General features: G+C 57.5%; 31 protein-coding genes and 1 riboswitch. Of the genes, 17 read left to right on the top strand and 14 right to left on the bottom strand.

Annotated elements, in window-relative coordinates; all coding sequences use genetic code 11:
* The first annotated feature begins 8 nt into the window (after nucleotides 1-8).
* Nucleotides 9-1,562, top strand: coding sequence for a phospholipase D-like domain-containing protein (locus BJF91_RS04020; protein WP_075613195.1), 1,554 nt, complete (start codon nucleotides 9-11; stop codon nucleotides 1,560-1,562).
* A 61-nt stretch (nucleotides 1,563-1,623) separates the two neighbouring features.
* Here BJF91_RS04020 and BJF91_RS04015 read toward each other — a convergent pair whose 3' ends face one another.
* Entirely contained in the window at nucleotides 1,624-2,583 is a 960-nt protein-coding gene (locus BJF91_RS04015; RefSeq protein ID WP_075613194.1) for a lysylphosphatidylglycerol synthase domain-containing protein, read from the bottom strand.
* A gap of 77 nt (nucleotides 2,584-2,660) precedes the next feature.
* Here BJF91_RS04015 and BJF91_RS04010 point away from each other — a divergent pair, with 77 nt between their 5' ends.
* Nucleotides 2,661-3,383, top strand: a complete 723-nt coding sequence (locus tag BJF91_RS04010) for an endonuclease/exonuclease/phosphatase family protein (protein ID WP_075613193.1) — start codon at nucleotides 2,661-2,663, stop codon at nucleotides 3,381-3,383.
* A 7-nt stretch (nucleotides 3,384-3,390) separates the two neighbouring features.
* Here the strand turns inward: BJF91_RS04010 and BJF91_RS04005 are convergent, their stop codons facing one another.
* Together BJF91_RS04005 and BJF91_RS04000 are read right to left on the bottom strand one after the other, a co-directional pair.
* Entirely contained in the window at nucleotides 3,391-3,918 is a 528-nt protein-coding gene (locus BJF91_RS04005; protein WP_234801538.1) for an RNase H family protein, read from the bottom strand.
* A 102-nt stretch (nucleotides 3,919-4,020) separates the two neighbouring features.
* Complete coding sequence (locus BJF91_RS04000; RefSeq protein ID WP_075613192.1) at nucleotides 4,021-4,842, bottom strand: bifunctional allantoicase/(S)-ureidoglycine aminohydrolase; 822 nt, start codon at nucleotides 4,840-4,842, stop codon at nucleotides 4,021-4,023.
* A gap of 346 nt (nucleotides 4,843-5,188) precedes the next feature.
* Between BJF91_RS04000 and BJF91_RS03995 the strand changes: the two genes are divergently transcribed.
* The 3 genes from BJF91_RS03995 to BJF91_RS03985 are packed head-to-tail and all read left to right on the top strand — an operon-like array spanning nucleotide 5,189 to nucleotide 6,493.
* Nucleotides 5,189-5,497 carry a hypothetical protein gene (locus tag BJF91_RS03995; RefSeq protein WP_075613191.1) on the top strand — a complete coding sequence of 103 codons (309 nt, stop codon included), beginning with the start codon at nucleotides 5,189-5,191 and terminating at the stop codon, nucleotides 5,495-5,497.
* Between the two features lie 22 nt (nucleotides 5,498-5,519).
* A complete protein-coding gene (locus tag BJF91_RS03990) occupies nucleotides 5,520-5,858 on the top strand; it encodes an ATPase inhibitor subunit zeta (protein WP_162843831.1) in 339 nt (112 codons plus the stop codon).
* Nucleotides 5,858-6,493 carry an exopolysaccharide biosynthesis protein gene (locus tag BJF91_RS03985; protein WP_075613190.1) on the top strand — a complete coding sequence of 212 codons (636 nt, stop codon included), beginning with the start codon at nucleotides 5,858-5,860 and terminating at the stop codon, nucleotides 6,491-6,493. Before BJF91_RS03990 ends, BJF91_RS03985 begins: the two co-directional genes overlap by 1 nt.
* Before the next feature lie 29 nt (nucleotides 6,494-6,522).
* On the opposite strand, the gene BJF91_RS03980 is transcribed toward BJF91_RS03985, so the two are convergent.
* On the bottom strand, nucleotides 6,523-6,990 hold the full coding sequence (locus tag BJF91_RS03980) for an Lrp/AsnC family transcriptional regulator (protein ID WP_075613189.1): 468 nt from the start codon (nucleotides 6,988-6,990) through the stop codon (nucleotides 6,523-6,525).
* A 165-nt stretch (nucleotides 6,991-7,155) separates the two neighbouring features.
* Here BJF91_RS03980 and BJF91_RS03975 point away from each other — a divergent pair, with 165 nt between their 5' ends.
* From BJF91_RS03975 to BJF91_RS03955, 5 genes are read left to right on the top strand one after another with little or no spacing between them, the layout of a single operon-like run.
* Nucleotides 7,156-7,935, top strand: coding sequence for an ABC transporter ATP-binding protein (locus tag BJF91_RS03975; RefSeq protein WP_075613413.1), 780 nt, complete (start codon nucleotides 7,156-7,158; stop codon nucleotides 7,933-7,935).
* Between the two features lie 38 nt (nucleotides 7,936-7,973).
* A complete protein-coding gene (locus BJF91_RS03970) occupies nucleotides 7,974-8,759 on the top strand; it encodes a transporter substrate-binding domain-containing protein (protein ID WP_075613188.1) in 786 nt (261 codons plus the stop codon).
* 3 nt (nucleotides 8,760-8,762) lie between these two features.
* On the top strand, nucleotides 8,763-9,485 hold the full coding sequence (locus BJF91_RS03965; protein ID WP_075613187.1) for an ABC transporter permease: 723 nt from the start codon (nucleotides 8,763-8,765) through the stop codon (nucleotides 9,483-9,485).
* A gap of 9 nt (nucleotides 9,486-9,494) precedes the next feature.
* The gene (locus tag BJF91_RS03960; RefSeq protein WP_075613186.1) at nucleotides 9,495-10,184 is read left to right on the top strand and encodes an ABC transporter permease; all 690 of its coding nucleotides are present in this window, start codon (nucleotides 9,495-9,497) and stop codon (nucleotides 10,182-10,184) included.
* A gap of 25 nt (nucleotides 10,185-10,209) precedes the next feature.
* Nucleotides 10,210-11,115, top strand: coding sequence for a homocysteine S-methyltransferase family protein (locus BJF91_RS03955; RefSeq protein ID WP_075613185.1), 906 nt, complete (start codon nucleotides 10,210-10,212; stop codon nucleotides 11,113-11,115).
* Nucleotides 11,116-11,144: 29 nt separating this feature from the next.
* On the opposite strand, the gene BJF91_RS03950 is transcribed toward BJF91_RS03955, so the two are convergent.
* From BJF91_RS03950 to BJF91_RS03920, 7 genes are all read right to left on the bottom strand, one after another.
* Nucleotides 11,145-12,170 carry a FecCD family ABC transporter permease gene (locus tag BJF91_RS03950; protein WP_075613184.1) on the bottom strand — a complete coding sequence of 342 codons (1,026 nt, stop codon included), beginning with the start codon at nucleotides 12,168-12,170 and terminating at the stop codon, nucleotides 11,145-11,147.
* A 3-nt stretch (nucleotides 12,171-12,173) separates the two neighbouring features.
* The gene (locus BJF91_RS03945) at nucleotides 12,174-13,133 is read right to left on the bottom strand and encodes an ABC transporter substrate-binding protein (protein WP_075613412.1); all 960 of its coding nucleotides are present in this window, start codon (nucleotides 13,131-13,133) and stop codon (nucleotides 12,174-12,176) included.
* 18 nt (nucleotides 13,134-13,151) lie between these two features.
* Entirely contained in the window at nucleotides 13,152-13,967 is an 816-nt protein-coding gene (locus BJF91_RS03940) for an ABC transporter ATP-binding protein (RefSeq protein ID WP_075613183.1), read from the bottom strand.
* 153 nt (nucleotides 13,968-14,120) lie between these two features.
* A riboswitch (cobalamin riboswitch) is annotated at nucleotides 14,121-14,336 on the bottom strand.
* 133 nt (nucleotides 14,337-14,469) lie between these two features.
* Nucleotides 14,470-15,906 (bottom strand): amidohydrolase, encoded by a 1,437-nt coding sequence (locus BJF91_RS03935; RefSeq protein WP_075613182.1) that lies wholly within the window; start codon nucleotides 15,904-15,906, stop codon nucleotides 14,470-14,472.
* Between the two features lie 116 nt (nucleotides 15,907-16,022).
* On the bottom strand, nucleotides 16,023-16,313 hold the full coding sequence (locus BJF91_RS03930; RefSeq protein ID WP_075613181.1) for a hypothetical protein: 291 nt from the start codon (nucleotides 16,311-16,313) through the stop codon (nucleotides 16,023-16,025).
* The gene (gene glgA, locus BJF91_RS03925; RefSeq protein WP_075613411.1) at nucleotides 16,310-17,785 is read right to left on the bottom strand and encodes a glycogen synthase GlgA; all 1,476 of its coding nucleotides are present in this window, start codon (nucleotides 17,783-17,785) and stop codon (nucleotides 16,310-16,312) included. The genes BJF91_RS03930 and glgA overlap by 4 nt, the downstream gene beginning before the upstream one ends.
* Before the next feature lie 101 nt (nucleotides 17,786-17,886).
* Nucleotides 17,887-18,159 (bottom strand): DUF2934 domain-containing protein, encoded by a 273-nt coding sequence (locus tag BJF91_RS03920; protein ID WP_075613180.1) that lies wholly within the window; start codon nucleotides 18,157-18,159, stop codon nucleotides 17,887-17,889.
* 220 nt (nucleotides 18,160-18,379) lie between these two features.
* Between BJF91_RS03920 and BJF91_RS03915 the strand changes: the two genes are divergently transcribed.
* Nucleotides 18,380-18,718, top strand: a complete 339-nt coding sequence (locus BJF91_RS03915; protein WP_075613179.1) for a hypothetical protein — start codon at nucleotides 18,380-18,382, stop codon at nucleotides 18,716-18,718.
* Nucleotides 18,719-18,755: 37 nt separating this feature from the next.
* Here BJF91_RS03915 and BJF91_RS03910 read toward each other — a convergent pair whose 3' ends face one another.
* The gene (locus tag BJF91_RS03910; protein ID WP_075613178.1) at nucleotides 18,756-19,325 is read right to left on the bottom strand and encodes a DUF4334 domain-containing protein; all 570 of its coding nucleotides are present in this window, start codon (nucleotides 19,323-19,325) and stop codon (nucleotides 18,756-18,758) included.
* Between the two features lie 580 nt (nucleotides 19,326-19,905).
* Here BJF91_RS03910 and BJF91_RS03905 point away from each other — a divergent pair.
* Nucleotides 19,906-20,898 (top strand): bile acid:sodium symporter family protein, encoded by a 993-nt coding sequence (locus BJF91_RS03905; RefSeq protein WP_075613410.1) that lies wholly within the window; start codon nucleotides 19,906-19,908, stop codon nucleotides 20,896-20,898.
* 68 nt (nucleotides 20,899-20,966) lie between these two features.
* Here the strand turns inward: BJF91_RS03905 and BJF91_RS03900 are convergent, their stop codons facing one another.
* Entirely contained in the window at nucleotides 20,967-21,998 is a 1,032-nt protein-coding gene (locus BJF91_RS03900; RefSeq protein ID WP_075613177.1) for an L-idonate 5-dehydrogenase, read from the bottom strand.
* A gap of 9 nt (nucleotides 21,999-22,007) precedes the next feature.
* Nucleotides 22,008-22,967 (bottom strand): 2-hydroxyacid dehydrogenase, encoded by a 960-nt coding sequence (locus tag BJF91_RS03895; protein ID WP_075613176.1) that lies wholly within the window; start codon nucleotides 22,965-22,967, stop codon nucleotides 22,008-22,010.
* Between the two features lie 161 nt (nucleotides 22,968-23,128).
* Here BJF91_RS03895 and BJF91_RS03890 point away from each other — a divergent pair, with 161 nt between their 5' ends.
* From BJF91_RS03890 to BJF91_RS03870, 5 genes are all read left to right on the top strand, one after another.
* Complete coding sequence (locus tag BJF91_RS03890; RefSeq protein WP_075613175.1) at nucleotides 23,129-23,887, top strand: SDR family oxidoreductase; 759 nt, start codon at nucleotides 23,129-23,131, stop codon at nucleotides 23,885-23,887.
* A gap of 12 nt (nucleotides 23,888-23,899) precedes the next feature.
* Complete coding sequence (locus BJF91_RS03885) at nucleotides 23,900-24,400, top strand: gluconokinase (RefSeq protein ID WP_139310578.1); 501 nt, start codon at nucleotides 23,900-23,902, stop codon at nucleotides 24,398-24,400.
* Entirely contained in the window at nucleotides 24,397-25,281 is an 885-nt protein-coding gene (locus BJF91_RS03880) for an NAD(P)-dependent oxidoreductase (protein ID WP_075613174.1), read from the top strand. Before BJF91_RS03885 ends, BJF91_RS03880 begins: the two co-directional genes overlap by 4 nt.
* A complete protein-coding gene (locus tag BJF91_RS03875; protein WP_075613173.1) occupies nucleotides 25,281-25,613 on the top strand; it encodes a hypothetical protein in 333 nt (110 codons plus the stop codon). Before BJF91_RS03880 ends, BJF91_RS03875 begins: the two co-directional genes overlap by 1 nt.
* A gap of 151 nt (nucleotides 25,614-25,764) precedes the next feature.
* Nucleotides 25,765-26,751: a LacI family DNA-binding transcriptional regulator gene (locus BJF91_RS03870; RefSeq protein ID WP_075613408.1), complete on the top strand. Its 987-nt coding sequence runs from the start codon at nucleotides 25,765-25,767 to the stop codon at nucleotides 26,749-26,751.
* Nucleotides 26,752-26,911 lie beyond the last annotated feature (160 nt).

The following is a 26,911-nucleotide window of genomic DNA, read 5'->3' as shown; positions in this document are numbered from 1 at the left end:
AGACATCAATGCAACATTTCGAAACCGCTATCGGTCGTCATCGCAATGGGGCGGATTCTATTGTCAGACTTGGCCATAATGCCTGGAAATCGGGCGTCGCTTCGAACGCTGGTTTTCTGATCGATGGCGCCAATTATTATGCTGCGCTGACGACCGCCTTGAGGCAGGCACAGGAACAGGTTTTTATCATCGGTTGGGATTTCAATCCGGATATCCGGCTGACACCTGAAGATCATTCTTCCCCGATGCTTGGGGAATTTCTGTTGTCTCTCGTCGAAAATAACAGCCGTCTTTCAATTCATATTCTCGTATGGGCGATGGGTCCGATTTATTCCGGCAAATCCCTTCGCATGCTGGGCAAGACCGAGCTCAGCAGCCATCCACGGATTGACCTCCGCCTCGACACCCGCCATGCCGTTCGCGGGTCGCATCATCAGAAGATGGTCGTAATCGATGATGCTCTCGCCTTTATTGGCGGCATCGATTTGACTGCAAAAAGATGGGATACGCCGGAGCACCGCGCTGACCATCCACTGCGCCAGACTCCTAAGGGCGAGCGGTACGAACCCGTTCACGATTTGCAGATGGCAATGGATGGAGAAGCAGCAGAAGTTGCCGCTGAAATCGCCAGACGCCGCTGGTGGCAAGCCACAGGGGAGGACTTGGTGAGGCCGCGTTGCTACTCCCATTCCTTCCCAAAGTTTGCTCGCCACGTTTTCTCCGACTGCGAGGTCGCGTTTGCGCGGACCGAACCTGCGATCCGGCGCGGGGCATCCGTGCGCGAGACGTCTCAGTTGACGCTCGATTGTTTCGCGCGGGCACGAAAGCTGATTTATATCGAAAGCCAGTATTTCGCGTCCAAACAGGTGGCGGATGTGTTGGCAAAGCGGTTACAAGAGCCGGATGGCCCTGAAATTGTTTTGATCACCACGCTGAATTCCCACGGCTATCTGGAGCGAAAAGTGCTCGGTGAAAACCGAGATCGCATGATTCGGAAGTTGAGACAGGCAGATCGCTTTGGCCGATTCCGTGCGCTCTATCCGATCGTGCCGGCTGACGGCAGGGAAAAACGTCATGAGGAAGTGCTTGTCCATGCCAAGCTAATCATGATCGACGATCGATTTATCCGGGTTGGCTCGTCAAACCTCAATCACCGCTCGATCGGCCTTGATACGGAACTCGATGTTGCAATCGAAACGCGGGATGATAGAGAGCGGCAGGCGCTGACGGATATGCGCAACTGCTTGCTCGCTGAACATCTCGGCTTGGATAGTGCGGCAGTCGCCGCCGCATATCAGTCTGCCAATTCACTGGTTCATGCCCTGGACAACCTCAACATCGGCCTTCGAGGACTGCGCTCGTTTCCGGCGGAGCAGGGTAATGGCAAAACAGATCTGCATTTTTTAACAGGGCTTGTCGACCCACGCGAACCATGGTGGCCGTTGCATCTGCTGTTGGCCCCTTATGCTCTTGTCAAGAGAGCGAAGCGTGCTGCAATTTCGAAAGCTGCTGCAAAGCAGGACGGACGAGGGAGAAACACGCTCTCTGCCGGTAATCCATAAGCAGCACCGTTTGATCAAATGCGCATAAAAGAGGTCGGATTTCAAATCCAACCTCTTTTATTTAAGTGCGTGCGGCTTCTGCATGGAGTTGTCTGTCATTACGGGCGTTGCTCTTGTTTTTTGCCCGACTCCCGAACCATTCGCTGGCGGCAAAGATCGGTAAACCCAGGGCGAGGGGAATGAAGAAATAGACGACCCGGAAAGCTATCAACGCACCGATCGAGGCGTCTTTTCCCATGATGAAGGAAATCGTCGCTTCCATCACGCCCAGTCCACCCGGTACGTGAGCGACAAGGGCCGAGAGATTGGCCATCACGTAGGCGGTGGTGGTCTCGAAAAAGCCGGCCGATGACTTGGTGAGCCAAAACAGGCATGCCGCGACAGCGGTGAAGTTAGCAATACCCACGGCCACTTGGGCTATTGCGATCTGCCACGTCGGCAGCGAAAAACGCCACTTGTAAATACGGATCTCACCCCGGATCCTGGCGGCGGCGGCAAGATAGAGCGCGAGCGCTATAATACAGGCGACGCCAATCCAGCGGGCCGCGGTATCGCCCATGCCGCCGATCTTGGCTGCACTTTCAGGAAAGAGAGCAAGGCAAATTCCAGCAAGCCCGATAAGCCCGATACCAACTGTCGCGCCACAAAATAGAATGACTTTGGCTATCTCCTCGTTCTTCAGGCCCCATCGCCGATAGTAGCGGTAGCGAACTGCGCCGCTCGAAAGTGCAGCCAATCCAACATTGTGGCCGATAGAAAGACTGACAAACGACGCAACAGCAGCTTTGCGCCATGACAGGCGACAACCGGCATAGCGGACACCGAGATAATCGAAGCCGGAAAGGCAGAGATAGGAGAGGGCGCAAAAGAATAGTGAAAGCGCGAAACCGCTCAGCGGTATAGCAGTAAGAGACGTCTTGATATCATCGACGGAAAACTTGCTGAGCGCGCGGTAGCTAAGCCAAAGGGCGATTGCCGTCGCGATCAGAAATAGGCCATTGAGAAGTATCTTTTTTTTCATGTTATTCGTCCGCCGTGTGGTTCGAGCATACGGCTCGAAATCAGGGAACGATTTGCAGGCAAAGGTGTTCCCCCCGCATGACATCCATCTTTCGGCTTCTCACTTACAATATTCATAGCTGCATTGGCACAGACCGCCGTCTCGACCCAAAACGGATTGCCGACGTAATCGCCGCCACTGATGCGGACGTCGTTTGCCTCCAGGAGGTCGATGTCGGACGAAAAAGAACTGACGGTATAGACCAGGCTGAATGTATTGCCGGCCATCTCACTATGACGTCGCATTTCCATTCCGCATTGAACGTTGCCGAAGAACAGTATGGCGATGCACTCCTGACCGCGTTTCCGACGCGGGTTATCCACCAGGGCATGCTGCCGTCGCGGGGGGAGCAGAGAGGCGCGTTGCTTGCAGAAGTGATGGTCGACGGTCAAACGGTTCATATTTGTGTGACGCATTTTGGCCTTCGCGCCCGTGAAAGAGACGAGCAGGCGCGAGCGCTTCTAGGACCAGATTGGCTAGAGCCATCACTTTCTGCGAAGGCCAAGCTTGTGGTCGCGGCAGATTTGAACGCCGTTCCCAGCTCAAAGGCCTTCAGGCTTTTGACACGGCAGATGACTCATACTTCTTCGACATTGCCAGGCCGCCGGAAATCGACATTTCCATCACGGTTTCCATTTCTGCGTCTCGACCACGTTTTGATCTCTGGCGGATTAAAGGTTATCGAAACAGAGGTAGTCGATACAAAGCTGACAAGAATAGCCTCCGATCATTTGCCGGTGCTGGTTACCTTGGAAATCTGAGCGATCTTCAAGTGCCGCTGTCCAGCAATCTAACCGATGCAAGTTTGTCGGCTTCTTCGTTGCCAGTGCTTCCTGAGTGGCCTTTGCACCATCGAATGATTGTTGATGTGAGATCGGCGAGGGTGCGGTCTACAGCCTGCCACTCTTCCAGATCGGGAATTGCGCGCTTGCGCTCGCGTGGGTTTGCCACCACACGCTTCCACCCGTTGTTACGCCAGATTTTCAAAAGCCTGTTGCAGCCGTCAACGACGTAGTGAGAATCGGACCAGACCACAATGTCTTCTCCAGTCTTGGAGATAGCGATCCATTCCAACGCTCGTAAAAGAGCTAGGATTTCCGTATGCCCGTTACTGCGAGCATGAAGGCGTCCAGAAGCTGAGGCGATCTGAATTTCGTTGTGGTAGACCACGAATGCCCAGCCACCAGTTTGTGTGTCTGATGAAAAGGAGCCGTCGACATAGATGTGGAGGTTGTCATTCAACTGCTTCTCCGCCGATCTTGCCTCAATCAGTAGCACGATATCGATAAGTTCCATAATGTAGATTATCGCATTTCTGGACGCACTTAAATCGAGCGAATATGGTATGCTCCAAGACTCATGTTTCGTGGAGCATACCATATTAAACGGTCACCTCACCTACCAGAGTGAAACGTGGCGGTTGACGTCCTTGTAGAGCAGATAGCGGAAGCGACCGGGTCCGCCAGCGTAGCAAGCTTGCGGGCAAAAGGCGCGCAGCCACATGAAATCGCCAGCTTCGACTTCGACCCAGTCGTCATTCAGCCGGTAGACCGCTTTACCTTCGAGAACATAGAGCCCGTGTTCCATGACATGGGTTTCCATGAACGGTATGATCCCGCCCGGCTTGAAGGTGACGATGGTCACGTGAAAGTCGTATCTGACATCATTGGGATCAATGAATCGCGTCGTTCCCCAAGCCCCGTCCGTATCCGGCATCATCCCGATTTCGTGCTGGTCTTCATGGGTAAAGATCGCAGGCGGAGGCTCGACGCCTTCGACTGGTTGAAACGGCTTTCTGATCCAATGGAATTTTGCGGCTGCGTCGCTGCGGTTGCGAAGGGTCCATGCGGCGCCGGCTGGCAGGAAAGCGAAAGATCCAGCGCGCAGGTCATGGGCAACACCGTCGAGGGTAACTGTCAGCGAACCTTCGATAACGAAGATGGCGCCTTGGGCGCGGGCGTCCGGCTCCGGTCTGGCACTGCCTCCGCCCGCCTGCACTTCCATGACATATTGCGAGAAGGTTTCGGAAAAGCCGGTCATGGGTCGTGCAATGATCCAGGCGCGGGTCGCGTCCCAATGAGGAAGGAGGCTGGTGACGATGTCACTCATCACACCCTTGGGAATAATAGCGTAAGCCGTTTTGAACACGGCCTTGCCGGAGAGCAATTGCGTCTGAGGTGGGAGACCGCCATAGGCGGTAAAGTACTGGTTCTCGGTCATAGGGTCCCGGCTGTTCTTGGTAGGGTGAAGTGGTTCTACAACATATTGACCGACTATGTGCAGGGGTTTTCTGCTGCGGCGTGCCAGACTTGCACGATGCCGATTACCCAAAGCGGAGTGCCAACACGCCGATCTATTTTCGCCGAAACCTTTAGGTCATGCCTTGAAACGGTCGACATCACACATCATCTTCATCCTAACCCGTGGTCCGGGCCCCTCTGGCAGCAGCCGCCGGCGCTTCTGCGATGTCGGACCTTTATCGACATTCTCGCCGGCTAAGGATTGCTGCCATGATTGTGGTTCCAGTCGCCTCCGCCCCTCGTCTGCCAGTAGGGGAAGTGCGCTCATGATCGCTGATTTGTTCGCCTCCCTTATTGCTTTTTTTCTCGTTGACCCTGTTGAGGCGGAGCTTCGCGCTCGTTTCGCGTCGCTAAATGCGCCGCCCGCAATCATCGCGCAGATGCAAGCCTGTATGGTGGATGCCGGGGCGCAGATAGTACAACGAGCTGTCGATCAGCCAGTTTGGGCGGTTCGGTCCAGCGTCGCGGTTGGGCTTGGTTTGACCGATCCGGCTGACATCGTGATTGGTATCTCTCCGGCTTGCCAAGCCCCCCTCGCCTGGCTCTCAGCCCGAAATGGCGGTGAAAATGTCTGAGTTGCACGATGAGGAGCCTTTTATGCAGAAAACCGCGCTGGAAGAACACACCATTGTGGATAGCGTTGCGAGTGCCAACTGGTGCCCTAAGGATGACACCGCTTTTGCCATCCGTGCCCGGCGCAATATATTAGCGGGTTTCTGGGCGGGTGAACGCCTGGGTCTGCAAGGTCCGGATCTCGCCCGTTACGCCCAAGCCATACATGTTGAAGATTTCCGTCTGCGCGGCGACGAAGATGTAATTGGCAAGATGAAGCAGGATTTTTCCGAAGCCCGGATGTCGGTCAGTGATGCGGATCTATATCTCATGCTGCGCAAGTCACACCTTCGGGCGCTTGCTGAAACCGGGTGTACGGATTAATGGCAGCATCTTTCCAGCCAAGCCCTTCCGGCGGTGATGACACGTTGCGGGGCTCGGGCTTTCTTCTCGACGTTCTCGAAACCGCGCGCAAAAGCGACGGCATTTCGATTGGAGAGCTTGTCGGGCGCAAAGGACGGATCGGCATCGCCTTTACCTTGCTGGTGCTATGCCTGCCGACGCTCGTTCCCCTGCCCGGCCCTTTCGGTATGGTGTTCGGAACCTGTCTCGCTTTCGTTGCGGTGCAGATGCTTTGGGGTGCGGATCGCATCTGGATGCCGGGCTTCATTGCGCGGCGAAAGATATCGCTGAAGGTGGTGGAGACCATGGTTCGTCTCGGCCGCCCTTGGGTCTTGCGGCTTGAGAATTTTCTCATCGCTGGCCGTTTGCCGTTTTTGACCGGCAAGACGGCGAGGATGATTTTGGCTCTGCCGATCCTGATGCTTGCCGTACTGATTTCCCTGCCGATTCCGTTCGGCAACACAGTTCCGGCCCTTGCAATCATTCTGATTGCCATTGCCTTGGCCGAGCGCGACGGCGCGGTTGTTATCGCATCGCTGTTTGTCACTGTTGCGGCGGCTGTCGTCACCTATTACCTGGTGGAAGCCGCTGGCAATGTGCTTGCCTGGGCGTTCTGAACAAATGATGTCGGAGGCGGTTGGCCACTTTAGTTCGCGATAGGTACGAACAAGCCGAGCTTGATGTCCCGTAGCACGACATTGGTATGCATACGGCGGATCTGCGGATTCTCCGCCATGATCAGCGCGGCGATATCGTCATAATGCTCGACATCGCGGGCCGTGATGATTGCGATCAGATCCACTTGGCCGGTCACGTAATAGACCTGCTGTATATGATCCTGCCGCTCCGACCAGGCGCGGAACCGGGCGAGCGCGTCGTAATTGTCGCGCTCGATCTCCATTCCGACGATGAATACCATGGGGTGACCAGTCATCTTGCGATCGATCACGGCGACTTCGCTCTTGACGACGCCTTCTTCTCTAAGACGCTTAAGTCGTCTCTGAACCGCAGACAGCGACAATCCCACCTGTTCGGCTATCAATTCCGCTTTCAATTGACAGTTTCGCTGAATGATTTCGATGATCTGTCGGTCGAAGCGATCAAGCTGGCTCATTCTGATACCCCTTCAAGTGCGCGTCGATCTCGTCCTATTTTCCAGCGATTATTCGCTTGCTGCAAGGATTTTCTGCGGAATTTATGCAGCTTAGTTTCTATTTGCGCGCATAAACTGCAGATATAAGCGATTATGGTGGCGAACAATCCAGAGACTGGGACCTTGATGACAGACGGTGAGACATGCGCTCTACAGGTGGAGGATATCCACAAAAGCTTTGGCGCTCATGCTGTTCTGAAGGGCGTTTCGCTCAAAGCGAAAAAGGGCGACGTGATCTCGCTCATCGGCTCTTCCGGGTCCGGCAAAAGTACGTTCCTGCGCTGCATCAACTTCCTTGAGATTCCAGATAGCGGCCGGGTTCGCGTCAACGGCGAAGAAATAGCCCTCAAGACGGGGCGCCGTGGAGAGGTACGTCCTGTAAGTTGGCGTCAGGTGGAGCGTTTGCGCACCGGCCTCGGTATGGTTTTTCAGAACTTCAATCTTTGGCCGCATCGCACCGTGCTCGAAAATGTTATTGAGGCGCCCGTTCACGTCATGGGCGTTCCACGCGCGCAGGCCGTCGAGCGCGCCGAGGCTTTACTGCAAAAAGTCGGCCTTTACGAAAAGCGCGACGCCTATCCAGCCTTTTTGTCCGGCGGCCAGCAGCAGCGGGCGGCAATAGCGAGGGCTCTTTGTGTGGAGCCGGCCGTGATGCTGTTCGATGAGCCGACGTCGGCGCTTGACCCTGAATTGGTCGGGGAGGTCCTGAAGGTTATCAGGGACCTCGCCGAGGAAGGTCGCACGATGATTCTGGTCACCCACGAAATGCGCTTTGCCCGGGATGTCTCCAACACCGTTTTGTTTCTGCATCAGGGCTTGGTGGAGGAACAAGGTCCGCCAGAACAGGTCTTCGGCAATCCCGTAAGTGCGCGTTGCCGCGAATTTACCGGCGCCATTGGCGCCTGAACCACCATTCAACACATCCAACCAGAGAGACGTTTTTCATGAAGTTCATTCCCCTCCTCTTGGCCGGCGCCGCTTTCACGCTTTCGGCCTTTACCGCTCAAGCCGATGTCCGCTTCGGCATCATGAACGAGTCCTACCCGCCCTTCTTTGCCAAGGATGCCAGCGGCAAATGGCAGGGTTGGGAAATCGATCTCATGGATGCTGTGTGCGCCGAGATGAAGGAAAAGTGCTCGATCGTGGAGTTGTCTTGGGACGGGCTGATCCCTGCCCTCACCTCAAAGAAATTTGATGTGATCTGGTCGTCGATGTCGGTCACAGAAGAGCGCAAGAAGGTGATTGACTTCACCGACAAATATTACAACACCCCAAGCCGCTTGATTGGCTTAAAGGATATCAAGCCTGGCGCTGGCCCTGAAGACGTCAAGGGCAAGACAATCGGCATCCAGGTTTCGACCATCCAGTCCGAATATTACAAGAAGTATTTTGCCAAGGTGGCGACCGAAAAGACCTACCAGACGCTGGATGAAGCCTTCCAGGATCTTGCTTCCGGACGGATCGACTATGTCTTCGGCGATTCAATCGTGCTCGATGCATTCGTCAAGAGCGATGCCGGAAAGGATTGCTGCGCCAATATGGGCGATGTCGCCGATGATGTCGAAGTACTGGGCACCGGCGTCGGCGGCGGTCTGCGCAAGGAGGACACGCAGCTCAAGGAAAAGCTGAACGCTGCCATCGCCGCAGTGCGTGCCAATGGCAAGTATGACGAAATCACCAAGAAGTATTTCGATTTCGACATCTATGGCAAAAAGGTAAGCGGTAACTAACCTATGGCCAATGCACCCGGCATTTTGGAGCTGCTCTCCCCCTACCCTCCCGGGTGGGGAGGGACTTTGCTTTGGGGTGCCGGGGCGACGCTGGCGATCTCTGCTGGTGCTTTTGCCATCGGGTTGATCATCGGCATCGCCGGTGCGCTTGGGAAACTGAGTGGCAGTCGACTGTTGCTCGCCTTTCTCGAACTTTATACGACGGCGGTGCGCGCTGTGCCGGAACTGATCCTGATTGTCGGTCTCTATTATGCGGGTACGGATGGATTGAACCGATTGTTGCAGGCGGCTGGCCTGCCGCCGCTTGAGGTCAACGGATTTATTGCAGCGATTGCCGTTCTTGGTGTGGTGCAAGGTGCCTATATGACCGAGGTCTTGCGCGGCGCGATCCTCGCGGTTCCCGCCGGTCAGATCGAAGCTGCGAAGGCCTTCGGCATGGGACGAGGATTGCGATTTCGCCGAGTGACGCTGCCGGCGCTTTTGCCCAATGCCCTGCCCGGGTTAGCCAATCTCTGGCTGTCGGTCACCAAGGATAGCGCTCTTGTGGCCGTCGTCGGCTATCAGGAACTGGCGCTTGCCACCCGCCTTGCCGGGGCCAGCACCAAGCATTATTTCCTGTTTTTCCTGGCGGCGGCAATGTTGTACCTCGCCATCACGCTTGTCTCCAACCTGATCTTTTGGCTGCTCGAGCGCCGCGTGCGGCGTGGCCAGCCGAAACTGGCCTAGGAGGCAGAGATGGATTTTTCCTGGATAGCCAATTATTGGCCGCTGTTGTTGACCGGGGCTTGGCAAACGCTGGCCTTGCTGGTGATTTCCGTGAGCCTTGGGTTCCTGATGGCCATCGGTCTTGCCTTCGCGCAGGTGAGCGGTGGGCCATTTTTGCGCTATGCAGCACGCGGCTATTCGACATTCTTTCGCGGCACGCCGCTGTTGATACAGCTTTGGCTGCTCTACTACGGGGTCGGATCGTTGCTGCCGATGATCCCGGGTATTCGCCAGAGCCTGTTTTGGCCAATCCTGCGCGAAGGCTTTTTCTTCGCGGCCGTCAGTTTTACGCTGAATTATGCCGCTTACGAATCCGAGGTACTGCGGGGTGCGCTTCTGGCTGTGCCGAAAGGCGAGCTTGAGGCTGGGCGCGCCTTCGGTATGGGCAGGTTTACGCTTGTGCGCCGCGTTTGGTTGCCGCGCGCGCTTCGTATTGCGCTGCCAACCATAGCCGGTGAGGTGGTGATGCAGTTGAAGGCGACGCCTTTGGCCTTCACCGTAACGGTGATGGATCTCTACGCCGTCGCCTATAAGGTGCGGCAAGACACACTGCTTGTGTATGAACCGCTTATTGTCGTCACGGTCTTCTATCTCGTGCTGACCGCCATCATCGCCCGATGCTTCCGCATTGTCGAAGCACAGGTGCCGGTGCGCCGATGATGAAATAATGAATAGGAACAATAGAATGACGAAGACACGGATTCTCGATGGCGGCATGAGCCGCGAATTGCTGCGGCTTGGCGCTGAGTTGAAGCAGCCGGAATGGTCGGCGCTGGCGCTGATCGATGCGCCCGACATCGTCCGTCAAGTCCATGCCGAATTCATCGAAGCAGGTGCCGATGTGGTGACGACAAACAGCTATGCGCTGGTGCCGTTCCACATTGGCGAAGACCGGTTCCGCAATGAAGGACCTGATCTGATTGCGCTGTCTGGCAAGCTGGCACGCGAGGCGGCCGATGCATCGGGACGAGCGGTTACTGTTGCCGGCTCGTTGCCGCCGATCTTCGGTTCTTACGAGCCGCAAAATTTCGATCCGAGCCGTGTGCAGGACTATTTGCGCGTATTGGTGACCAATCTTGCACCGCATGTCGATGTCTGGCTCGGCGAAACGCTGAGCTTGATTGCCGAGGGCGAAGCGGTGCGGCAGGCGGTGACTGGTACCGGCAAGCCTTTCTGGATTTCCTTCACGCTGGCTGATGAACCGGCCCAGGTTGCCGGAGGCGCGCCAAAATTGCGCTCAGGCGAGTTGGTGCGTGACGCAGCACTTTGGGCAGCAGGGTCCGGTGCGGCAGCGCTTCTGTTCAATTGCAGCAAGCCTGAAGTGATGAAAGCGGCGGTCGAAACAGCGCGAGCAGTGTTTGCGGAGAAAGGCGTCGCGCTTGATATCGGTGTCTACGCCAATGCATTCGAAGGCGAACAGGGCGAGGCAGCGGCCAATGAAGGCCTGCACGGCACCCGCGCCGACTTGACCGACGATGCCTATTGCCGCTTTGCCTGCGACTGGGCCGATGCGGGAGCCACTCTTATCGGCGGCTGCTGCGGTATTGGTGCTGCCCATATTCATCAGGTGGCGAAGGCTCTTTCCGCCTGAAGATGTAGCGGTACCTAGAATCGGCCCTATCAGGGGCCGGTTCGGCTCTTGGTCATGATCCAGAGAAAGGCAAGGCAGCCGGCGAGCCCGGTGACGATGCCGATCGGCATATCCTCGGGCGCAACGGCAAGGCGCGCCACGAGGTCGGCCAGGATCAAGATCAACCCACCAGCCAGCGCCGATAGAGGCAGGACGCGGACATTGTCGGACCCGGCCAGCGCCCGCACCATATGCGGAACCATCAGCCCGACAAAGCCGATTGCGCCGGAAAAGGCGACCATTGTGCCGGTCATCAATGCCGAAACGACAAACAGGGTCAGTCGGAAGCGGACGACAGGCACGCCAAGCGTTGCGGCAGTTTCGTCGCCCATCGCCATCGCGTTCAGCAGCCGGGCGTTGGGCAGTAGATAACATAGTCCGCCCGCTAGAACGACGGCTGGATAAATCAGGTGCGACCATTGCGCGAGGCCAAGCCCGCCGAGCATCCAGAAGGTTACGGTCTGTGTGGCGCGCGGATCGCCGAGAAATACCAGAAGATTGCCAAGCCCAGTGAAGAAGAAGCCGACGATGACGCCGGTCAGCACCAAACGGTCGGCCTGAAGGCTGCGGGTCATGCTGGCGATCAGGCCGACCGTTGCGGTGGCCAAAAGCGCGCCGGCAAAGGCAAACAGCGGTACGGTCAACAATCCAAAGATCATGCCGGTATGCAGCAGTGCGATGATGGCGCCGAAAGCGGCACCTGAGGAGACGCCGAGCAAATGCGGATCGGCAAGCGGATTGCGGGTTGCCGGCTGCAGCACCGCGCCTGTCAGCGCCAGCCCTGCCCCCACCAGTCCTCCGAGCAGCACGCGGGGAAAGCGGACATTCCAGACAATGCTTTCCCGTCCGACAGGCCAATTGGCGGTAAAGCTTCCCGCAACTACATGATTTGCCAGGATTTTCCACACGGTTGCCAGCGGGATCGGCGCTGCCCCCAGCGAAATACCGGCACTGATGGCGGCAATGGCGGCCAAGACCAGTGCCAGCGGAATGACAAGTTTATTTATGTAACTCAAAACTTACATTCTCTGTGGGTGGAGGGCTTTCGCCAGACGGGCAATAGCATCGATGTTGCGCGGACCTGGTGTCGCTTCGACATAATCGAGCACGACGAACCTGTCGTTCTTAACCGCATCGATAGCTTTGAAGGCGGGGTTGTGCTTCATGAAATCGATCTTCTGCTGAGCGGTCACTTCGCCATAATTGACGATGACAATGACTTGCGGATTGCGCTCAATGACGGGCTCCCAGGATACTTCCGTCCAGCTCTTTTCGACATCGTCCATAATATTGACGCCGCCAGCCGCTTCGATCATGGCGGTTGGAATGCCGAAACGTCCAGATGTGAATGGCTTTTGCTCGCCGGAATCATATACGAAGACCGGAACCGGTTTGTCGGTGGTGCTGATTTTGGCGCGGATCGCGGCTAGCTGCGTTCGGTAGCCGGCAACCAAAGCTTCCGCCCGATCCTCTACGCGGAAAATCCGGCCGAGGTTGAGGATATCGACGAACATGTCATCCATGGTCGGCTTCGCCTTGGCCATGATGTGGATGCAGCTTTCGGTCAGTTCATAGACCTTGATGCCGAGCGGCGCGAGCGTCTCAGGCGTCACCTCGCCGCCGACTTTCATGCCGTAGTTCCAGCCGGCGAAATAGAAGTCGGCATTGGCATTGAGCAGAACTTCCTTGCTCGGGTATTTCGGCGACAATTCCGGCAATTGCTGGATGCCGGCCCGCAGCTTTTCATCCAGCGTCTTCCAACCGGAGACACCGGTATAGCCGACCATATGATCCTGCAGCTTCAGGGCCAGCATCATTTCGGTGAGATTGACATCGTTGGATACCGCGCGCTGCGGTGGGGCGTCAAAGGTAACCGCACGGTTACAGCTCTTGATGGCGACCGGCTCTGCCTGGGCAACGGTGAAAGTAGATGCAGCGAGAGCAGCTGCGAAAGCAAGCGTCTTGAAGGCTTTGTGCATGTGGATATCCATGGCTTTTCAGGCGCGAAGCGCGAAGGAGAAATTCGGGGCGCTACCATTGCCGGTGGCGTGGATATGGGCTTTGACGGAAAAAGTCGCGGAGAGATTGGCTTCCGTCAGCACGTCCTCGGGCAGGCCTTCTGCAATTGCCCTGCCCCCATGCAGCAGCAGTGCCCGTGTCGCAAAGCCGGCCGCGAGATTGATGTCGTGCAGGGTGGTGATGACCGTGATGCCAAGGCCGCGCAAAAGATCGAGTATTTCCAACTGGTTGCGAATATCGAGATGGTTCGACGGCTCGTCGAGGATCAGGACTTGCGGGTCCTGGGCCAGCGCCCGGGCGACCAGCACCCGTTGTTTTTCACCGCCAGACAGCGTGGCAAAGCCGCGCTTTGCGAGGTTGACGACGTTGAGATGCTCCATCGCATGCCAGACGGCGGCCTTTTCACTGGCGGCACAGGCCGATCTTTGCCCGATTGCAGGAAGCCAGCCGGACCGGCGCCAGGGGATGCGCCCCATAGTGACGATATCTTCGACCGTAAAGGAGAAATCCGCCGGCATTTCCTGCAGCACGACGGCCACCCGGCGTGCAAGATCGCGCGGATCGAGCGACCAGATATCGTATCCATCCAGCAGCACACTCCCCTGCCCCGGCTTTAAAGCGCGGTACAGGCAGCGCAGCAATGTTGTCTTGCCGGCGCCGTTCGGGCCGACGATGGCTAGCCGGTCGCCGGGATCGAGTTGAAAGCTGACACCGTCGATCAGCGGATCAATTCCAGCAGGACCGTAGCGCAGTCCCCTCACCTGCATAGAGGCGCCATGACCGTTGCAGCTCATGCAGATGCTCGGGGCCGAGAGCCCACGGCTAAGAGGCGGCCGCTGTAAAGCCGACCGAAAACCGACGCCGAGACGCCTAATAGAATGAAGAAAGGCAACGCCTTGCGGCGGCCCGTAGACCTTTTCGCTGCCATCGGAACACCCCGTCCGTTGCGGTTGACCTATGAAATGGCAGGTCTCCTGGCTTGCGGGTCGCTGTTGGCCTGCGCCTTCCCGGCTTATCGCCAGTGGCATGATGCAGGCCCACTCGCCGCTTACAGTTGCGGGGGCAGCCACGGTTTCGGTCCCTTTTGGGTAAGCCTCACCGTATTCCCTTTTCAGCCGCAGCCCTCGTTTCAAGGCCGCAGCACCATTTCGATTCATCAGTGGCATGGCTTGCCGCTCCGCACAAGGTCATTTCTGCATTCTCAGTTTCTGCGTTTTGTTATAACATTACGTAAGGGGGGTCAAGGTTCTCGTTGGCGTGTCGGATCAACGCCCATCTGCTTTGGGATCTGCGTCTTTATTTTCTTCCGCCCATCTCTGTTATAGGCGGCTCGGCCCCTTCGGGTAGCGGACTCTGGTACGGCTGCCCCTTGCGCCGCGCCACCAGATCAGCAAGCGCCGCTTCTCTGAGGCTCTCGCTCTCGAACGCGGCTCTGCCGGTTGCCGCCATCACCTTGGCGGTGGTGATCATGCCTTTATGGGCGAGCGCGCTCTTACCCTGAGCGACGAGTTGCCAGGTGTGGAAGGGTGTGCCGATCGCGCAAGTTGGCCCATCCGCCTGCACCGTGGGAACCACCCAGCTGACGTCGCCGACATCCGTAGATCCAGTCAGAAGTGGCGTGCGGTCATGGGCGGGTATGATAAAATCTGCGACCGGCGTGTCGCGCTCGGCGAGGCATTCGAACCGCCAGGGCGCTGACTTTTCTTCCGGCGTCAGAGTGGCGCGGATTCTTTCTGCAAAAGCCCGATCGGCATCGTCGAACGGCGGCGGGCCGAGCTCATCCCAGGCCGATTGCATCGCTGCCATCAGCGGGCCATTGGTCAAAACGTTGGAAACAGCGCTGATCACCTGGGTTTCCAGGCGAGTTTCGGTCATCAACGCTGCCCCCTCGCCGATCTTCTTGACCCGCTCCACAAGCGTCTTCATGCCCTGCAGCTCTGGCGCGCGGATCAGGTAGCGTACCTTGGCATAGGCCTGCACGACATTGGGCGAAATACCGCCGGCATCGAGAATGGCGGCATGCACCCGGCAGTCGGAAGGCATGTGTTCGCGCATGTAATTGACGCCAACGCTCATCAGTTCGACGGCATCAAGGGCGCTGCGACCGAGATCGGGATTGGAGCCGGCATGGGCCGCCCTGCCCCGAAAGGTAAAATCAACCCGCGAATTGGCGAGCGACGTGGTGCGCTGGACGCCGGCAAAGGAACTGGGATGCCAGCTGATGGCGATGTCGACGCCGTCAAAAGCCCCTGCCCTGACCATGAAGGCCTTGGCCGCTCCACCCTCTTCCGCCGGGCAGCCGTAATACCGCACCCGGCCTGGCATGCCTTGCTGCTTTAGCCAGTCTTTCAGGGCTGTTGCCGCGAGCAAGGCGGCCGAGCCAAGCAGGTTATGGCCACAGCCATGGCCGTTTCCACCAGGCGTTATCGGTCGATGTTCGGCAATGCCGGCTTCCTGGCTGAGGCCAGACAAGGCATCATATTCTCCAAGGAAAGCGATAACCGGGCCGCCCTCCCCGGCTTCGCCCATGACCGCAGTTGGAATATTGGCAAGGCCCCTGGTGACACGAAATCCCTCGGCCTCCAGCATGGCAGCATGTTCGGCAACCGACGCTTCTTCCATGTAGCAGGTCTCGGGCATGCCACAGATCCGGTCGCTCAGCGCGATAAAATCGGATGTTTTGGCGTCAATGATCGCCCATAGCGCAGATGAAGTATTGGAGGAAACGGTCACGGGGGCACCCTATATAAACTGGACTTGGCCAGCATAAGAGCTGATCCCTCCCCGGCAAGTCTAAATTGCCGTGATCCACCGGCGACACGGTTTCGTGACGCCGGCGGTTATGGGGTTCAGGCTTTGGGATCGCTCTGCCCTGCCCGAGCCCGGGCGGCGGCAAGAATGTCGCGTGTTTCGCGCTGGGCAGCGATAGCTTCGGCAAGGGCGCGGTTCGGAACAGCGCCGGGATCCTCCTGCCCGTCGCTCAGTTGCGCCTCCTGCTCGAGATCCTGAACGAGGTCTCTCACGGCGTCCGGACCCTTAAGGCCCGCCGTCATCAGGGCGATCAGCAATTCGCGATGGGCGTTGATCCGCCCAAGCAAGTCTTCCTGTGTGATGTCATGCGACGGTGCACTGTCGATCATGAATGAAGACTTCTTACAGGCTTGCTGCGCGCCGGCGAGCGCCGATGAGTCAGCATATTGTAAAGAGCGGCATACTGTTCAGCACTACGCTCCCAGCTGTAATGTGCCCGCATCGCTTGCAATTGCAGTCGGCGCCAGTGACGTGGCGAGGCATAGGCTTCGAGCGCGCGACGCAATGCATGACGCAGGCCGTCCGTGTTGACTGGGTCAAACTGAAAGCCGGTCGCTGCCTTAGCCGACATCGCGGCGTCATTGGCGTCGATGATGGTCTCGGCCAGACCGCCGGTGCGCGACACAACGGGGACGCAACCGTAACGAAGCGCATAAAGCTGCGTCAGCCCACAAGGCTCAAAGCGCGACGGTTGAATGACGGAGTCAGCGCCACCGTGAATGCGGTGGGCGGTTTCCTCGTCATAACCGATTTTAACCGCCATGCGACCGGGATAGCGCTGCGCCGTTTCGACCAGCGTCTGCTCCAGTGCCTTATCCCCCTGCCCCAGCACGATCAGCTTGCCACCGCCCTCGATGATTTCGCTTGCGGCCTCGGCCAGCATGTCCATGCCCTTTTGCCATGTAATGCGAGTGATCGCGGCAAAGAGTGGGCCATCGTCATTGTCGAGGCCGAACTGATTCTGCAGATCCGTCTTGTTCAAACGCTTGAGACCGATCGTCTTCTGATCGAACCGGGTGAAGAGGTGCGGATCCGTTGCAGGGTTCCAGATCTCGGAGTCGATGCCGTTGACGATGCCGCGCAGGATATGTTTGCGCTGGTTCAGCACGCCTTCCATCCCCATGCCGAAGCGTGGTGAAAGAATTTCGCGTGCATAGGTCGGGCTGACGGCGGTGATCATGTTCGAAGTCGTCAAACCACCCTTGAGGTAGCTGATGTCACCATAATATTCCATGCAGTCCGTCGACATGACGGTCGCGGGCAAGCCGATCAATGGCAGCAGTGCAGCGCTGAACTGGCCCTGGAACGCGATATTATGAATCGTTAAAACGACCGGCGTTTCACAATCCATGTGGCGGAGATAGACGGAGGTCAAAGCCGTCTGCCAGTCATGGGTATGAACGACATCGGGAACCCAGCCTGGTAAGCTGCCAACAGCGATTTCGGCGGCGGCCAGCGACAGCACGGCAAACCGCTTCCAGTTGTCGGGATGATCTTGGCCATGCTCATCGACATAGGGACCGCCGGGGCGGTCGAACAGTTGCGGAGCATCGAGCACGAAAAGGTCCAGTCCATGGACGCTGACGGCATAAAGGGCTGCCCATTCCCCAAGAAGATCTTCAAATACCAGAAGCGGAGGCTGATCCTTGATCAGGCGACGAATGTTACTGTAGCCGGGAACGAGCGTACGGGTGCTCACACCAAAGCTCGCCAAAGCTTTTGGCAGAGCGCCAGTCACGTCGCCCAGGCCCCCAGTCTTGACCAGAGGGAAAATTTCCGAGGTAACGGAAAGTGAAAGCATGGGCTGATCGATTGGGTTGCCTTTCTGGACGCGCTTGGGAAGGCAACGGACACCGGCTGCGGCTATCGCAAATTCCGGGCGCTCTGGGATAACAGGGGTCATCAGCTTGTCTTCCGCTTGCGTTTCGGTGCGGCTGCCGGCTTCGGATCCGCCGGCACATCGGCCATTTCTGCTTCAGGGCTTTGTCTGGTCTTGGCCGCCTGGTTTACCCGTTTGCGGGTGCTGCTCTTGGCTCTTTCAGCTGATTGCGACAGGGCGAGAAATTCGGCATAGGCCTGATCCCAGTGGGCATCGTCCTTCCCGTGCGGCTTGCCTTCTTCTTCCCAGAGGCTATATGCGCGTTTTTCGATCCACTCTCTGTCGGACGGCTTCATCGTATATCTCCCATTGACCGGTGACATAACGAGAAATCGACCCATTCTGTTCCCGTTCAGGAAGCATTCCCATAGGGAAATTTTCCGCAGGGTTACCAGTTAGTAACCCTCTTGCCCGTCGTCGATGGAAGTCTGGTCTGGCTCGGTCGCCGCTTTTTCAGGAACAATAGGCGCTTCAACCGGTTTTTCAGCCACCTGTTTCCACGCAAAGGAGAAGACAATGGAATTGATCGGTACGCTCGTACATCCCGAAAATGGTGGAGGAAACGGCTACATTGTCGAATTTGTCGCCGATACCGGCGATGTTGTCTCTGTGCAATTGCGCCAAACCGAGGACCGCTCGATCACGCGGACGAACGCTCCTGAGGTCGCGCGATCGCTGCTTCAAGATATCGGAACGAAAGATGTTTCAGAGGGTGGACATCGCCCGGAGGAAACGCGTTGGAGTAACGAAGACGGCGACTTGAACGACGCGCTGAAGGACACTTTTCCAGCAAGCGATCCCGTGTCGATGGCCTCAACCGTTACCGGTAGCGGAACGGCTAACGGACAAGAGTGACTTCTAAGGTCAATAAAAGTTGACAGGTTGACACCTGTCAACCCGCTGTTTGTACAGCGATTTGTTCCCTGATCAGCAGGAAAAAAAACGGCCGGTCGAAATCGCGGTGTTCCATCAGACCCAGACAGTGGTTGTCGTCGATGTGCCTAAAGTGATCAATGATTGGTTTTTCATCATAGATCATTGCAGCGCTGACAGTTCCGCCGAGTTCCACCGGTCTCAGTCGGGCCTTAGGTCTGGCCGAAGAGACCAGTCGGCCCAGATTGCGTACCGCGACCCGCCCAAGCACGTTGTTGAAAAGTTTAGGCCAGGCGAGCAATAGCTTCAGGGGAACGAAAAACGGGTTGAGAGGATAGGTGCCGAAGCGATCGCGCATGATCAGCGGATGCCCCTCATCGGCGGATACGAAATTCTTACCATGCCAGCCAAATGGCGGGAGCAATCCGTCTATTCGATGGTTGGTCGGCAATTCCTGGCCACGCCATAGGCCGATCATGTCATCGACTTCAACGGGCGCAAGCGCAAGAAATCGTGTGATCGCCTCCTCGCCGGTTACGCCGCTTTGGCGCCACTGCGCCAGCCAATCGACTTCTGTGAAAACCTGCATTGTCACGACAACGGGCTATTACGGTAAAGGTCGAGGCCTAGAGTCTTTGCCATCATGCCTCCTTCTTTTGTATCCGGTGGGATCCATGCTTCAACAACTTGCGGGTTGATATTGGGTCTATCAACATTACCTCGTTCCATTTGTTCCGTCGCCTTGTCTTGCGTCTTTGAAGTAGCAACACTCAGAAAAGTGATAGCTGCCTTGCAGGTCTGGCGTTTGCATCATCTTCTGCAATGGCCTAGTGGTCAGATCGTGATGGATGCCAGAGGGTGACGCTCTTCCTGGCAAAATTACGGGCATCGGCAAACTCATGCGCTGGTGGAATGGTCGGCATGTGATCCTCAAGCGCTATGCTGAATGGATTATTGGCGGTCAAAAATCACTCCAGTGCATCACTCATCAAGTCGAACCTGCCCTATGGAATTAGTAAGCGGATCGAGAGTACCGCAGCGCTCGAATGCGACCGATCGTTTGCATTCCGCTGCCGTGCTCTTTGAACTAGGACGAAATTGACAAAAGCCAATAGTCGATGATGCAAGCGCATCCTCCTCCTTTGGCTGGACAGGGAATTGCGGCGGTCATGATGCGTTTTCTACCCGATAAATTTACTGTGATGCTGGTTTGCACGGTGGCGCTCGCTTCGGTGTTGCCGATCAGCGGCGCCCCGGCTGGTTATTTTGCGCTGGCGACGAAAATCGCGATTGCGGCATTGTTCTTCCTGCATGGTGCGCGTCTGTCGCGTGATGTGGTGGTCGCAGGCTTCCTGCATTGGCGGCTGCATCTGACGATTCTGATCGTGACTTTTGCTATTTTCCCCCTTCTCGGTCTCGGCCTCGGCTTCTTCGTGAAGGGTTTCCTGCCGTCGGCGCTTTATCTTGGCATTCTCTATATCTGCGTCCTGCCCTCGACAGTGCAATCCTCCATCGCTTTCACGTCCATGGCAGGTGGCAATGTGCCGGCGGCGATTTGCTCGGCTTCTGCCTCCAATATTTTCGGCATGGTGCTGACGCCGTTATTGTGTGGGCTGATGCTGTCGGCTGGCGGCCATGGTGGGATCTCGCTCGACGCGGTGCTGCAGATTTTCGTGCAATTGCTGCTACCCTTCCTGGTTGGGCAAATCCTCCAGCCTTTCATCGGCAATTGGGTGCGGGCACGCAAGGCGCTGCTGTCGCCGATCGATCGCGGCTCTATCCTGATGGTCGTCTATTCAGCGTTTAGTGAAGCCGTCATCGAGGGGATCTGGAAGACCTTTTCGCTCAGCGATATCGGCGCCGTGGTCGTTGTCGATATGGTGCTTCTGGCGCTTGCCCTCCTGATAACCACCTATGGCAGCCGTCTCCTCGGCTTTTCCAAAGAAGACGAGATTGCCATCACCTTCTGCGGCTCAAAGAAGAGCCTGGCTTCCGGGGTGCCGATGGCGAGCGCGATCTTTGCGGGGCAAAGCATTGGCGCCATCGTCATGCCACTGATGCTGTTTCATCAGATCCAGTTGATGGCTTGCGCGGTGATTGCTCAGAGATATGCTGACAAGCGTAAGCGAAAGGAAGCAGAGTTAGCGCTCGCTTCTGCCTGACCCTGACAACGCCGCGCATTTTATGAAACCCGCGGCGTTGTAGCATCGATATCCGCAGTAAGCCTGGATCAGGAAAATTCGATCTGTGCTTTCATCGCCTGGCTTCGATCCGATGCAAGCGCGAAGGCTGACAGCGCTTCTTCCAGTGGAACCGTGTGCGTGATCAGCGGCTTGACGTCGATCAGGCCCTTGCGCATCAATTCGACACCCACCGCAAATTCGCTGTGGAAGCGAAACGAGCCGCGCAGGTCGAGTTCTTTCGACGTAATCGCCATCATCGGCAGGCTCATGTCGCCGCCGAGACCGAGTTGGAGAATGACGCCGCGCGGGCGCATGGTTGCAATGGCGGCAGTGAGCGCTGCAGCAACCCCCGTGCATTCGTAGAGGACATCGAACGTGCCTTTGCCGCTGGCATAGGCCGCAAGTGCCTCCGGCTCCGCGCCTGTATTGATTACCCGATCAGCGCCGGCTGATTTCGCCAGGTTCAAGGTGAAATCGGAGAGATCGGTGGCCACGATTTCGCGCGCCCCTGCCCTACGGGCTGATAGGATCGATAGCACGCCGATGGGGCCGCAGCCGGTCACGAGAACCCGCCTGCCCAGCATATCCCCAGCCCTGCGGGTGGCGTGCAACGTTACAGCCAGCGGTTCGGCCATAGCTGCTTCACCTGCCGTCAGCCCGTCGGCGACCACGCATTGGCTGGCATCGGCGACGAGGCTTTGCCGGAAGGCACCCTGGATATGGGGAAACGGCATGGCGCTGCCGTAAAACCGCATATTGATACAGTGATTGTGCAGGCCTTCCTGGCAATATTGGCAGGTGTGGCATGGCCTCGACGGCGAGACCGCAACCAATTGACCGATCTGCAAACCCGCCACACCGGGTCCGAGCGCGTCCACATACGCGGAAACTTCATGACCCAGGATCATCGGCTGTTTCAGCCGCACAGCACCAAAGCCGCCGTGATTGTAGTAATGCAGGTCGCTACCGCAAATGCCGCCGGTAGCGAGCTTCAGCTTGACTTCACCCGGTCCTGGCTCGGCCTCGTCCATCTCTTCAATGCGCACGTCCTTTGCCGCATGGGCAACAATGGCTCTCATGGTCAATCCTCACAAAACGGGAGTTAGAAGGTCGGCGCCAGCGAAATGGGCCGTCAGGTTATTGCGCAACAGCTTGCCCATGGCCTGCCGGGTCTCGACTGTGCCGGAGGCATGATGCGGTTGGAGCAGCACGTTGGGAAGGTCCAGGAAGCGGGGATTGAGATTTGGCTCGCCTTCGAACACGTCCAAGGCCGCCGAGCCGAGGCGGCCTGCCTCCAGCGCATCGAGAAGAGCGTCTTCATCAATATTGGAGGCGCGGGAAATATTGATCAGCATCCCCTTCGCTCCAAGCGCGTCGATGACTTCGCGCCCGACGATGTGGCGGGTTTCGATCGAGGCTGCGAGCGTCACGAACAGGAAATCGGATGTCCGGGCAAGCTCGACGGGATCGGCAATATAGGTCATGCCCTCGGCATAGGGTTTGGCCGATGTGTCGCTATAGGAAAGCTGCATGTCGAAGCCTTTGAGCCGCTTGGCGACTTCAAAGCCGATCCGGCCCAGCCCGAGGATCCCTGCTCTCTTACCCCAGACCTGCCGCTTCAACGGATAAAGTCCCTTCTGCGCCCAGCTTCCATCCTTGACCCAGGTCTCTGCACCAATCATTCCACGCGATTGGCAGAGCATCATCGCGACACCTAGATCGGCGACATCTTTCGTCAGCACGTCGGGCGTGTTGGTCACGCGGATGCCACGCTCGCGGCAGGTGTTGAGATCGACGGCATCGTAGCCTACGCCGTAAACCGAGATGATCTCAAGGTTCGGGCAGGCGTCGATCAATGCACTGTTTGCACCGAGTTCGCCCCGGGTCGCGATCGCACGAATATGGGCGCCGACGGACTGGAGCAGAGCCGTCTTGTCTTCGGCTTCGAAGTAGCGATGCATCTTGAAGGCTTGGTTGAGCGGCTCTTCATCCCACGGAGGGTAAGGTCCCAGCTGCAGGATTTCAGGCTTTTCCTCGGTCGCGGGCATTTTACTCTCCTCCCATTCCTGCATTTTTTGTGGTGCCATTTGTCTTTTCGGGATAATCGATTTCCACTTTTCCCTGACAAACGGCTAAATATCTTGACGTTATGTTATCGATAACATAAACAGATCGAACAGAACTTGTCGAGATAAAACTGGAGGATCTCATGTCGCTTGGGCTTTTCAATTTGACCGGACAGCGCGCCCTGGTGACGGGCTCCTCGCAGGGCATTGGCCTTGCCTTGGCGCGGGGATTGAAGGAGGCGGGCGCGAGTGTCGTGCTTAATGGCCGCGATGAGGCGAAACTCACTGCCGCCGCCGAACAGGTCGGTGAAGGCTGCGCAATGTTGCCCTTCGACGTCACCGATCATCAGGCGGCGCGCGAGGCGATTGACGCATTCGAGGCCGACAGTGGCGCCATCGACATTCTCGTCAACAATGCCGGCATGCAGTTTCGGGGGCCGCTGGAGGAGTTTCCGGCAGATGCTTTCGAGCGGCTGTTGCGGACCAATATTTCCAGCGTCTTCAATGTCGGTCAGGCCGTCGCCCGCCACATGATCGGGCGCGGCAAGGGTAAGATCGTCAATATCGCCAGTGTTCAGACCGCCCTCGCCCGCCCATCGATTGCGCCTTATACGGCGACAAAGGGTGCGGTCGGCAACCTGACAAAGGGCATGGCGACCGACTGGGCGAAATACGGTCTGCAATGTAATGCGATTGCACCTGGCTATTTCGATACGCCGCTCAACGCGGCCCTGGTGGCCGATCCCGATTTTACAACCTGGCTGGAAAAACGCACGCCGGCGGGTCGTTGGGGCAATGTCGAGGAATTGGTTGGGGCCTGCATCTTCCTTGCCTCCGACGCCTCGTCCTTTGTCAACGGCCATATTCTTTATGTCGATGGTGGTATCACCGTTTCGCTTTAGGATATTAGCGCCATGACAAAACTGGTGCTGATGGGTGTTTCCGGCTGCGGCAAGTCCTCAGTCGGTGCAGCGCTCGCTGCAAGGCTCGGATGTATTTATCTCGACGGCGACGATCTGCATCCGCCGGGCAATATCGCAAAGATGCGCAATGGCATTCCGCTAGAGGATGAGGATCGATGGCCCTGGCTGGATGCGGTGGCGCAGAGCCTGGTTCGGGCGGACGGTACAGTCATCATTGGCTGCTCGGCCCTGAAGCGTGCCTATCGCGACCGGATCAGAGACGGTGCGAGTTCTCCGGTATTCTTCGTCCATCTCGCCGGCAGCCGGGCGGTGATCGCTGGACGTGTCAGCAACAGGCCGGGACATTTCATGCCGGCCGCGTTGCTCGATAGCCAATTCGCTGCTCTCGAGCCGCCGCAACCGGATGAGCGGGCGGTGACCGTCGATTTCGATCAGCCGCTCGATGAGCTTGTCTCAGTGATCACAGCCGCATTTCGGGAGGAATTGGCATGACGAACAAAGTAGCGCTGATCGGCGCTGGCGCCATGGGTGGCGCTATAGGACGACGGCTGGTCGAGACTGGCAATGCACTCGTGGTTTTCGATCTGAATGCAGAGAAGGTTGCGGAATTGGTGGCAGTCGGCGCCGAGGCTGCACCGACGGCTGCTGCTGCTGCTCAAAAGTCCGACTATGTCATCCTCAGTCTCAATGCGCCGGCCATCGTGCGCGCCGCGGTGTTCGGCAAGGAGGGTGTGGCCGACGGTGCGCGGCCGGGAACGCTTATTATTGACATGTCGTCTATTGATCCGGAAGCGACACGACAACTGGCCAGTGACGCCGCCGAAAGAGGCTTGCGTTGGGTGGACAGCCCTCTGTCGGGCGGCGCGCCGAAGGCAGCGATCGGCGAATTGACGCTGATGGCCGGCGGCGCAGCACAGGATGTGGCCGATGCTCATAACGTTCTTCAGCATGTCGCATCGAACTATACCCATATGGGCCCTGCCGGTGCCGGCCAGACGACCAAGCTGATCAACCAGGTTCTGTGCGGGTTGAATTTTCTGGCCGTGGCCGAGGCAACCCAATTGGCGCTCGACGCTGGCGTTGATGCCGCGAAAATTCCGCAGGCGCTGAAGGGCGGTCGCGCCGATAGCGCGATCCTGCAGGAGTATATGCCGCGCTATGTCGCGAAGGATTATCGCCGGACCGGCCGGATCGACAACATGGTCAAGGATCTGAACGGCGCCCAGGATCTGGCGCGCCGAACCCATACCCCGATGCCGCTGACGGCGATTTGCGCCGAAGTGCACCGGATGCTGACGGCAGCAGGCCTTGGTGGTGAGGACCAGGCTATGCTGATGGAATTTTTCAAGGGAGCAAAAAGGGAGATCTCCTGATGATTACACGCTATGCTTTGTTCGAGGGCACGGTAAAGCCGGGACAGACCTTGGCTTTTCGAGCTGCCGTTCTCGAAACGATATTGCCGAAATGGAAGCAGTTCCCAGGTGCGCTCGATGTTCGCGTCTCCTTTGCGGAAAGCCGCGATGACGGTGCACCGGAATTTCCCATGATCCTTGCGATCAACTATCCCGACCTTGAGGCCGTTGACGCAGCTCTGAAAAGTCCTGTTCGGTCGGAGGCACGCGCGGCAACCGAGGCCGTGCTCTCCCAGTTCTTCGATGGCCGGATTCATCATCACGTGACTGTGGCGAACGAGTTTTCGCTCTGACGCAGCAGCCCCCTCCCCTTTCGAAATGGGTGGGGGCTGACCTTATGGGGAAATGGGGCATGTCTGCTTGCTTTGGCTTATCAAAGCCTGTGTAGTAGGCTGGTAACGATAACAGGGGGCGTTGTTGACCGATATCCGTAAACCGCCGACGATGGCCGACATTGCCCGCGTCACCGGTGTGTCGCCGATGACGGTGTCGCGCGCCTTCAAGACCGACAGCCTGATCAGCAAGGAAACCCGGGATGCCATTCTGATGGCGGCGGAAGATCTTGGTTATGTCTTCGATTCGACCGCCTCAAATCTGCGGTCGCAGCGATCGGATTTCGTGGCGGTGACGATCCCGTCGATTAACAATGCCAATTTTGCCGATACCGTTGGCGGCCTTTCGGAGACGCTGGCCACTCGCAAGATGCAGATCCTGCTCGGCTATACCAATTATGACATGCAGGAAGAGGAGCGGCTGATCGAGCAATTGCTGCGGCGCAAGCCGCAGGCGATCGTCGTGACCGGAGGCAAGCATACGCCACGTGCTCGCAAGCTGCTGGCCAATGCCCATATTCCGGTTATCGAAACATGGGATGTGCCGCCTGATCCGATTGGACATTTCGTCGGCTTTTCCAATGCCGGTGCCGTCTGCGGCATGGTCGATCATTTCGTTGACGTCGGTTACCAGCGATTGGCATTTATCGGCGGCGATGTCGGCCGCGACACTCGCGGCAGCGATCGCCGCAACGGCTTTGTTGCGGCCATGAACCGGCATGGGTTGGACCCGTCCCGGTTGATTGCCGCAGGTCCGCCACCGATCTCGATGCGCGAAGGCGCCAATGCGATGGCACGGTTGCTCGAAACGCTGCCCGATACCGAGGCGGTCATCTGCGTTTCCGACCTTTCGGCCTTTGGGGCTCTGACGGAATGTCAGCGGCGGGGTATTCCGGTGCCCGACGGTATCGCGATTGCCGGGTTCGGCAATTACGAAATCGGCGCGATTTCCGTGCCGACGATCACCACGATCAACGCTTTTTCCCGGGATATCGGCGAGAAGGCGGCGCGGCTTATTCTGGATCTCCTCGATGGACAGGCGCTGGCGGATAATATCACCATTCAACCCGAGCTGATCCTGCGTGACAGCAGCCGATAACGCCAGCCCGGGGGCGCTTGGTTTGCTTGCCGTGCGACAGGGAACTGGCCACGCCCCATAAGATCTTGCCATACAATTTGGGCCATGCATCCATTTCGATGCATGGCCCAAGATTTTTTCGTCTGGATCGCTAGAGTCTGTTTTCGTTTATCTTTTCGGG

It is taken from the genome of Gillisella taibaishanensis, from assembly GCF_001938985.1.
GTDB classification, from domain to species: Bacteria; Pseudomonadota; Alphaproteobacteria; order Rhizobiales; family Rhizobiaceae; genus Allorhizobium; species Allorhizobium taibaishanense.
The sequence above is the reverse complement of the archived record's forward strand: the minus strand, read 5'-3'. Positions and strand labels throughout refer to the sequence as shown.